The organism is Prevotella sp. P4-119 (assembly GCF_002251345.1).
Lineage (GTDB): Bacteria > Bacteroidota > Bacteroidia > Bacteroidales > Bacteroidaceae > Prevotella.
In genome coordinates, this window is sequence record NZ_NPJB01000008.1 from 1 (window position 1) to 8,155 (window position 8,155).

The following is an 8,155-nucleotide window of genomic DNA, read 5'->3' on the forward strand; positions in this document are numbered from 1 at the left end:
CGTTTCAAGAATTCAAAGTGTTATATACTGATATTTTATTTGTATTGGCAACTTGCTCTCTGGTTTTTCATGTTTTAAATATTATATATCCTAGTCTTCTTGACGTATTTCCAATTCACTATAATGAAGGTGGCTATCCTTTTAGATTCTGTATCCTTAGTGTAACGACTACACCGGAATTTAGTTTAATACGCAATTGGGGAATTTTTAGAGAACCGGGAGTATATATTTTTTACCTTAATCTAGGTTTGGTGTTTGAATTATTTAGTGACAGAATAAATTTCAAAAAAGTTATTTGCTTTTTAATAGCAATAGTAACTACGCTTTCTACAGCAGGATTTATTGTGGCCGCAGGAGTGATAAGCTCCTTCTTGATATTTTCGAAACATGCAAATAGAAAGCAAAGGTGGACATTTTTCACGATAATTCTTATAGGAACAATATACGTTGTGACGAGCGGTTATTTTGATAGTATATACGGAATGGTATTTGGAAAATTATTTTATGAAAATGACTCAACAGCCTCCCGAACAGGATCATTTGTGACAAATATAAATATGTGGCTTCAGAATTTTGGTACAATTATTCTAGGCCAAGGTTATACTTTTGTTGAGAATGAATTTTCAAAATACCAATCATTGGCTATCGGGGGTGAAAACAATACGAATACTGTTTTTAAAATGCTTGCCGTACATGGAATTGTTTATACATCTATAATCTATGGACTGACGTATCGTTTTTGTGCCAAAAAATATGGCTATCTGGGATATCTCATATTGCTATTTATTCTGATGTTACAGTCAAACGAAGATTTGACAGTTAGTTTTCATACATATTTACTAGCGTTTTACGCATTAGAAAAAAGTCGGTTTTTAGTAAAAAATGTTTGATAATGAAGTTATTAGTAATTAACTCAGTACCATATGGAAGTACTGCTACTATTTCATATGGAATATCGCAATTAGCAAAGTCTTGTGGCTTTGACACCTTGGTAGCATATGGTTATTCAAATCATCCAATCAAAGCGTCGTTTTTGCAAATAGGTGGATATTGGGGAAAAGCAATTCATATGATACTATCAAGACTGTCAGGTTTTGAAGGATTTTTTTCGTTTATAGCGACTAAAAGGTTCATATATAAAATTAAGAAGTATAATCCGGATGTAATACACCTTCACAACCTTCATGGTTGGTACATAAATATTCCTATGCTTATTGGCTACATCAATCAGAATAATATAAAGGTTGTTTGGACACTTCATGATTGCTGGTCGTTTACTGGGCATTGTCCTTACTTCGATATTTCACAATGTAATAAATGGAAAATACATTGTTGCAAATGTCCTTCATACAAAAATTATCCAGAATCATATGTTGATGCTTCGGATAAAATGTACCAAATAAAAAAAGTCTGGTTTTGTTCTATTAAACACTTAACATTAGTAACGCCTTCTTTGTGGCTGCATGATCTCGTTTGCCAATCATATTTAAAACACAAACCTTGTATAGTGATTAACAATGGTATCGATTTGGACAAATTTAATATTTCCCCTTCTGTTCAAAAAAGTAGTGACAAGTTTAAAATACTTGGGCTTTCAATAGACTGGAGCTATAAGAAGGGACTTGATGTTTTCGTAAAGCTCGCGGAACTCTTAGATGATAGTTTTGAAATAACACTTGTTGGAACTAACGATGTGTTAGACAAGCAACTGCCTGCGAACATTCGATCAATACATCGCACCCAAAACCAAGAAGAACTTGCGCAACTTTATAATGAAAGTGATGTGTTTGTAAATCCGACAAGAGAAGAAAACTTCCCTACGGTTAATATTGAAGCGATTGCCTGTGGATTGCCAGTCATCACATTTAACACAGGAGGTAGCCCGGAAATTATAGACGAGACTTGTGGAATCGTGGTACCTAAAGATGATCTCGATGCCTTAATGAAAGCGATACAGAAGATTAGAAAAGAACCACTCTCAAGAGATGCGTGTCGAAAAAGGGCTCTAAGATATGATCGGAACAAGAAATTTATGGAATATATAGAATTGTACAAAAGGATCTGATATGGAGAATCGTATTATTAATTATATATATGTAGGCTCCTCCAAATCTGAGGCCGTAAACGAAGAATTGCGTAATATGGGGTCAGTTGTAAATTATGCTGGCAATACCCATCAGAATGCGATTCTCGATGGATTGGGTAAATTGTGCAAAAACTTAACCGTAGTAAGCTGCTGGACAATTTCACCTTATCCCGTTGTCAAGAAGATCTTCTGGGGTCGTAGAGTCGAGTCCATTGGTCAGGGTAAAGATAACAATATCTTCACAGGCATAGTAAATATAAAAGGGTTAAACTTCATCTCAAAGTTTATTCGCACAAGGCGCGAACTGAAAAAAGCCCTTTCGAAGTCTGAGAAAAATGCAGTTGTGGTTTATGAAACGCACACTCCTTTTCTTTTAGCAGCGGCTACTCTGCGTAAACAGATACAGCACATTTCTGTAATTGTGCCTGACTTGCCTGAACACATGATTGCTCATCAGAATGTGTTCCGAAAGTATGCCAAAAAGGTAGATAGAGCATTACTTCATTGGTGTATGAGCAAATGTGATTCTTACATCCTGTTAGCTGAAAGAATGCAGGAACGATTACCAATGGAGGACAAGAAATGGGTACTTATGGAAGGGCTTTTCAGAGACAAAATCTCTTTGGAGAACGTTACCAAGGAGGAGCACAAGACCATAATGTACACAGGTATCTTGCACAAAGACAAAGGAATCAAGAATCTAATAGATGCTTTTGAGATGATAAAAGATCCAGATTATCGTCTTTGGATTAGAGGATATGGCGACTATGCAGATGAGATTGTTCGACTTTCCAAAGAAGACTCGCGAATCGTTTATCTGCCCCCAATGTCTCATGAGGAATTGGTAAAGACAGAACAGAAAGCAACTGTGATGGTTAATCCTACACAACCGCATCTGGAGTTTACTCATTACTTCTTCCCTTCGAAAACTATGGAGTATCTTGCCTCTGGCACGCCAACGGTCATGTACCGACTATCTTGTATGCCTCCAGAGTATGACGAACATATCTATTACGTAGATGGGGATGATACGAAGTCGTTGGCAGATAAGCTTGTGGAAGTTTGCGAGAAACCGAAAGATGAATTAAACCAGTTTGGTACTGAAGCTCATAAGTTTATTATGGATGAAAAGAATCCAATGGTTCAGTGCCAAAAGATTGTTGAATTAATACAAAATAACATATAGAAATATGACCAAAAAAGTAATTATCTGGGGTGTTGACGATTACAATACTCTTGGTCTGTTCCGTGAATTAGGAAAATTTGATCTTGATATTACGTTCCTTGTTTTTCAAGGTGTGAGGAATTGTGCTACTTTGAGCAAGTATTGCAAAAAATATGTTGAAACGCCTACTCTTGAGTCTGGTATGGAGTATCTTTTGCAAAACTATAACGATGCTTCCAATAAAGTGGTTATCATAAATTCCAATGATCTGATTGCGGAATACCTTGATCTTCATAGAAAAGAACTGAGTGATTGTTTTATAGTTCCAGGAACTTCTACTCCTGGATTACTAAAAAAAATGGATGACAAGGCTACAATGACATCTATTGCAATGGAACTAGGATTCGATGTCCCAGAATCAAGAGAATGCAAATGGAACTCAAATATTGATGATGTAAAATTCCCATGCCTTTTGAAACCAACCCATCAAACGCTTGGACACTACAATGAATTTAAGTTTAAGGTATGTAAGTCAAAGAGTGCTCTAAAGAATACTCTTCGTTTCGTGCGTAAGGAAACGACATTTATCCTCCAGCAATACATACCGAAAGAAAGTGTTGCACTTGTTTATGGATGTCGTACGCTTGATGGTAAAACTCATCTTGCAGGTGTACTGGAGAAAGACCGTTTCTGCGACAATGGCGATGGTTCTCATGGTGTGCTGATGTCTGAATTTCCTTCTTACATCAATCCGGAGCTTATCATCAAGTTTATGGACAAGGTTGATTTCTTCGGTCTCTTTAGCGTTGAGTATCTTGTTTATCAAGGAAAGGCTTACTTCATTGAAGTGAACTGGAGAAACGATGGTACTTCGCATCTGTTCTATCAAGCAGGTGCCAATCTCCCTCTTCTTTGGGTTGTTTCTTCTTTGGAAGATGATTTATCAAATATCTCTGAAAAGGTAGCTCCTAGAAGTATGTTCATTGATGAGATATCCGATGAAGAGAATCTCAAACGAAAGATTGTGACTAAAGAGCAATGGAACAAGGAACGAACCGAAGCCACAGTCTTCAAGTATTATGATGAGGAAGATATGGCTCCATACGAGGCTGTAAAGAAAGGCAAGAAGAAGAAACTCTTTATGGATGCCATTGTAGCCAAGAACCGATTGTATATAGTCTGGATGCTGGATAAACTGGGAATTAAACGAGGCGGAGCCTCTGCAAAAACAACTAATAATAACCAATTGGGGAGGGGTAAAATAGGCCAAATATTCGAATTATCAACTTCCTATAAAATTGCTGCATGATGAAGAATCGAGTAATTATTTGGGGCGTTGATGATTACAATGTCCTTGGACTTTGCCGTCAATTCGGTAAGTCTGATTTTGAACTACTTTTCCTTGCCTATAGAGGGTTTGCAAATTGTGCCATCACAAGTAAGTACTGCACCAAATACGTAGAAGCACCCTCAATTGAGGATGGCTATAAGTACTTGATAGAGAATTGTGCCGATAAGAATAACAAGGCTGTACTGATTAATTCAAATGATCTTATTGCAGAATTCATTGACACACACAGAGCAGACTTGGAACCATATTTCACAATAACCGCAACTACAGTTCCAGGCAATGTGCAGAAATATGACAACAAGTCAACAATGTCAAAACTTGCGGAAGAGATTGGTTTTGATGTGCCACAGACCATGATCTGCAGATGGGATACTGACATTAGCAATGTGAAGTATCCCTGCATATTAAAGCCAAGTCATCAGACACAAGGGCGTTACAATGAGTTCAAGTTTAAGATTTGTACCAAGCCCTCACAGCTGAAGAATACACTTCGTTTTGTGCGTCATGATTCAGAGTTTCTATTACAGCAATATATTCCAAAAGAAAAGGACATCCTTGTCTATGGAGCTCGAATGGCGGATAAGAAGGTATGTCTTGCCGGTGCTTTAATTCGTGATCGTTTTTGTGGAACCGGTGAAAGTTCCCATGGTTTGATTACCGCAAATCTCCCAGCTTGTGTAAATGCTTATCATATTGAGCAATTCTTAGAGAAGATTGATTACTATGGATTGTTCAGTGTTGAGTATGGTATGTTGGGAGATAAGGCATATTTCTTTGAAGTCAACTTACGAAATGACGGAACCTCTCATTTCTTCTATCAGGCAGGTGCCAATATACCACTGGCATGGGCATACAGTTCTTTGGGATTGGATTATTCACACATTCCTACCGTTGTAGATGGAGATCATTACTATATGGACGAGATTTATGACATTCAGAATGTGAAAGAGGGTAAGATCACCAAGACGCAATGGGAAAAAGAACGTGCAGAGGCTACAGTTTTCAAGTACTATGACAAGGACGACATTGCTCCATACGAAGCTATGAGTAAGATTAAGACAAAGAAGCTTCTGATGGGTTCGTTGGTGGCGAAGTACAGGATCTATATTGTTTACATCCTTGATAAACTTGGTTTAAAGAGAAAATAATGAATCAAATAGTTTTAATGTATCACGATGTCTATATGTCCGACCTTTCGGAATCTGGTTTTAGACGCGAACGTGATTACCCATATAAACTGCCCCTTGACGTTTTTGAGCGCCAAGTGGCTGCCATATATAATTATTGTAAAGACAACAATCTGCCACAAGAGAGTGTTGTTTTTACATTCGATGATGGTGGATGCTCGTTCTATCACCTCATAGCAGATGTGTTAGAGAAATATGGCTATGTAGGTCATTTCTATGTAACCACTAAATACATCGGCACAGATGGTTTCTTGACTCCTGAAGAAATCAAGGGGTTGGGAGCAAGGGGGCATGTCGTAGGTTCACATGCACATACGCACGAGCATCTGTATAAGTTGACTCCAGAACAAGTTAGGGAAGAATGGATGCAATCCGTAACAATTCTTAATGGTATTCTTGGTCATAAGGTTACTGAGGCTTCCATTCCTAATGGTGACACTTCTGATGTTGTATTAAAATACTGCTATGAGAGTGGATTGAAGGATGTATTTACATCTCGACCAACGAATAAGAAGGGTTCCTATAAGGATATGAATCTTTATGGTCGTTATGTTGTTCTCTGCGATACCTCAGACGAATATCTGTTGTCAATTATAGGTAGTTCTTTTACCCGCAAGAAACTTGCTCTAAAATGGAGTATTATCTATTGTGTGAAGAAGATTCTTGGCGATAGGTATGTGCAATTGAAGAATCTTGTCTATAGAAACAAGTGAGAATTATGCCAAAAGTATCAATCATAATGCCGTATTACAATGCGGCTGAATATATCTTTGAGACGGTTGAGTGCGTTATCAACCAAACGTTCAAGGATTGGGAGTTAATCGTAATAGATGATTGTTCGCCAGCACCTGAAACAGCTGAAGTACTGCGGAAGGTAAAGGGGATGGACGAACGTATCAAAGTGCTTAGAGCAGAACAGAATGGTGGAGCCGGCTTGGCCCGTAACATTGGTATCAGGGAAGCTCAAGGTCGCTATCTTGCATTCATTGATTCGGATGACTGGTGGTATCCTACCAAATTGGAGGAGCAGATCAAGTTTATGGAGGAGAATAACTATCCGTTCACCTGCACATGGTATGAGGATGCCAACGAGAGGTTAGAGCCTTATTATACCATGAAGCAGGATGAGAAGCAGACATTCAAGAGCATGATTTCGGGTTGCAATATAGGTACTCCCGGTGTGATGATAGATACAAAAGTATTGGGCAAGAAGTATATGCCTGCTTTGCGCAGGGCGGAAGACTGGGGGCTATGGATGATGTATCTCCGTGAAACTGATTATTTGGTCACCTATCCCAAGGCATTATGGAAATATCGCCACATACCTGGTTCTGAGACCTCTAACAAATGGAAGCAGATGAAGGCCGTTGTTGCGATGTATCAGCAGGTGTTGGGAATGAATCCGCTAAAGGCTTGGATGGTTTGCACTTTTATTTTCCTCCCAAAGAATATTTTGAAGAAACTGAAAAAAGTGGCTTGATGACAAAAAACCAAGAATCTCTCATTAAATACTCTCTGGTGCATTGGCGGGTAAAAAGATGGGGCTAATATAATGTGCTGTTAACTGTAAAACTGTCATGGAATTGGCGAACACTTGTATTTTATAGATTGACTAATATGAAAAAAATCAATACGTATCAGGAGGATATAGAAAACGCGCTACAAATTGCGATTCTGAATGCTATATCAAACAAGATGGAGTTTAAAGAGGGTAATGAAATATATCATTACACTAATATAGAAGCTTTATATCGCGGTATATTGGTTAATCCAAGAACAGACGATGAAAAAGGAATCTCCCTATTTGCAACTGATCATAGATATCTAAACGATTATAATGAAGTTCGCTTTGGATGTGAGAAGATTAATAAAATTGCAGATAAATATATAAAGTACGACAAAACCAAGGCTGGAGAGATTGTTGATGATAGCAAAAGCCGATATATTATATCTTTTTCTATGAATTCTGACTGCATTCCAATGTGGTCTACATATGGAAAAAAAGGTGATGGCATTGTGCTAGGATTTGATTTACTTATGGTGCAAAAGGAACTCAGAGAGTTATATCCATGTTTGTACAATGATTCTCAAATAGAATCCTTTTTACATACTATTTTATCTACAAAAGGTGCGGTTAGTTGGCTCGCTTTCTCAAAAAATGGCTGATATAGAGACCATGTTTAGGCTGCTCAACTCTTTCGGTCTTATGTCTAATATTGTTAAACATCCATCATATGAATATGAAAATGAGTTTAGGTATGTTTCTTCATCAACAGATGTGGTAAACTATCGATATTCCAATAATCTGATTATTCCATATAAGCTGGTGTATCTGCCCAAAAGAGCATTAAAGAGGATTATTATTG

Annotated in this window: 9 protein-coding genes; all 9 read left to right on the forward strand. The window is 37.7% G+C overall.

The window, feature by feature from the left end; genetic code table 11:
* The coding region (locus CIK89_RS13410) for an O-antigen ligase family protein (protein WP_158214951.1) at nt 1–890 on the forward strand (890 nt) is incomplete at its 5' end.
* 2 nt (nt 891–892) lie between these two features.
* The gene (locus tag CIK89_RS00985; RefSeq protein WP_094389572.1) at nt 893–2,065 is read left to right on the forward strand and encodes a glycosyltransferase; all 1,173 of its coding nucleotides are present in this window, start codon (nt 893–895) and stop codon (nt 2,063–2,065) included.
* A gap of 1 nt (nt 2,066) precedes the next feature.
* Nucleotides 2,067–3,272 carry a glycosyltransferase gene (locus CIK89_RS00990; RefSeq protein WP_094389573.1) on the forward strand — a complete coding sequence of 402 codons (1,206 nt, stop codon included), beginning with the start codon at nt 2,067–2,069 and terminating at the stop codon, nt 3,270–3,272.
* Nucleotides 3,273–3,276: 4 nt separating this feature from the next.
* Nucleotides 3,277–4,560 carry a hypothetical protein gene (locus tag CIK89_RS00995; RefSeq protein WP_094389574.1) on the forward strand — a complete coding sequence of 428 codons (1,284 nt, stop codon included), beginning with the start codon at nt 3,277–3,279 and terminating at the stop codon, nt 4,558–4,560.
* Nucleotides 4,557–5,750, forward strand: coding sequence for a hypothetical protein (locus CIK89_RS01000; RefSeq protein ID WP_094389575.1), 1,194 nt, complete (start codon nt 4,557–4,559; stop codon nt 5,748–5,750). Before CIK89_RS00995 ends, CIK89_RS01000 begins: the two co-directional genes overlap by 4 nt.
* Nucleotides 5,750–6,502, forward strand: coding sequence for a polysaccharide deacetylase family protein (locus tag CIK89_RS01005; protein WP_094389576.1), 753 nt, complete (start codon nt 5,750–5,752; stop codon nt 6,500–6,502). The genes CIK89_RS01000 and CIK89_RS01005 overlap by 1 nt, the downstream gene beginning before the upstream one ends.
* Nucleotides 6,503–6,507: 5 nt before the next feature.
* Nucleotides 6,508–7,269, forward strand: coding sequence for a glycosyltransferase family 2 protein (locus CIK89_RS01010; protein WP_094389577.1), 762 nt, complete (start codon nt 6,508–6,510; stop codon nt 7,267–7,269).
* Between the two features lie 137 nt (nt 7,270–7,406).
* The gene (locus CIK89_RS01015; RefSeq protein WP_094389578.1) at nt 7,407–7,955 is read left to right on the forward strand and encodes a hypothetical protein; all 549 of its coding nucleotides are present in this window, start codon (nt 7,407–7,409) and stop codon (nt 7,953–7,955) included.
* The coding region (locus CIK89_RS13695; RefSeq protein WP_216820458.1) for a hypothetical protein at nt 7,948–8,155 on the forward strand (208 nt) is incomplete at its 3' end. The genes CIK89_RS01015 and CIK89_RS13695, both read left to right, overlap by 8 nt.

Bases quoted from the DNA above. Each gene is read 5' to 3' on its own strand.
- CIK89_RS00990 (WP_094389573.1), top strand. From the start codon at position 2,067: ATGGAGAATCGTATTATTAATTATATATATGTAGGCTCCTCCAAATCT.
- CIK89_RS00985 (WP_094389572.1), top strand. From the start codon at position 893: ATGAAGTTATTAGTAATTAACTCAGTACCATATGGAAGTACTGCTACT.
- CIK89_RS00995 (WP_094389574.1), top strand. From the start codon at position 3,277: ATGACCAAAAAAGTAATTATCTGGGGTGTTGACGATTACAATACTCTT.
- CIK89_RS01010 (WP_094389577.1), top strand. From the start codon at position 6,508: ATGCCAAAAGTATCAATCATAATGCCGTATTACAATGCGGCTGAATAT.
- CIK89_RS01005 (WP_094389576.1), top strand. From the start codon at position 5,750: ATGAATCAAATAGTTTTAATGTATCACGATGTCTATATGTCCGACCTT.
- CIK89_RS01000 (WP_094389575.1), top strand. From the start codon at position 4,557: ATGATGAAGAATCGAGTAATTATTTGGGGCGTTGATGATTACAATGTC.
- CIK89_RS01015 (WP_094389578.1), top strand. From the start codon at position 7,407: ATGAAAAAAATCAATACGTATCAGGAGGATATAGAAAACGCGCTACAA.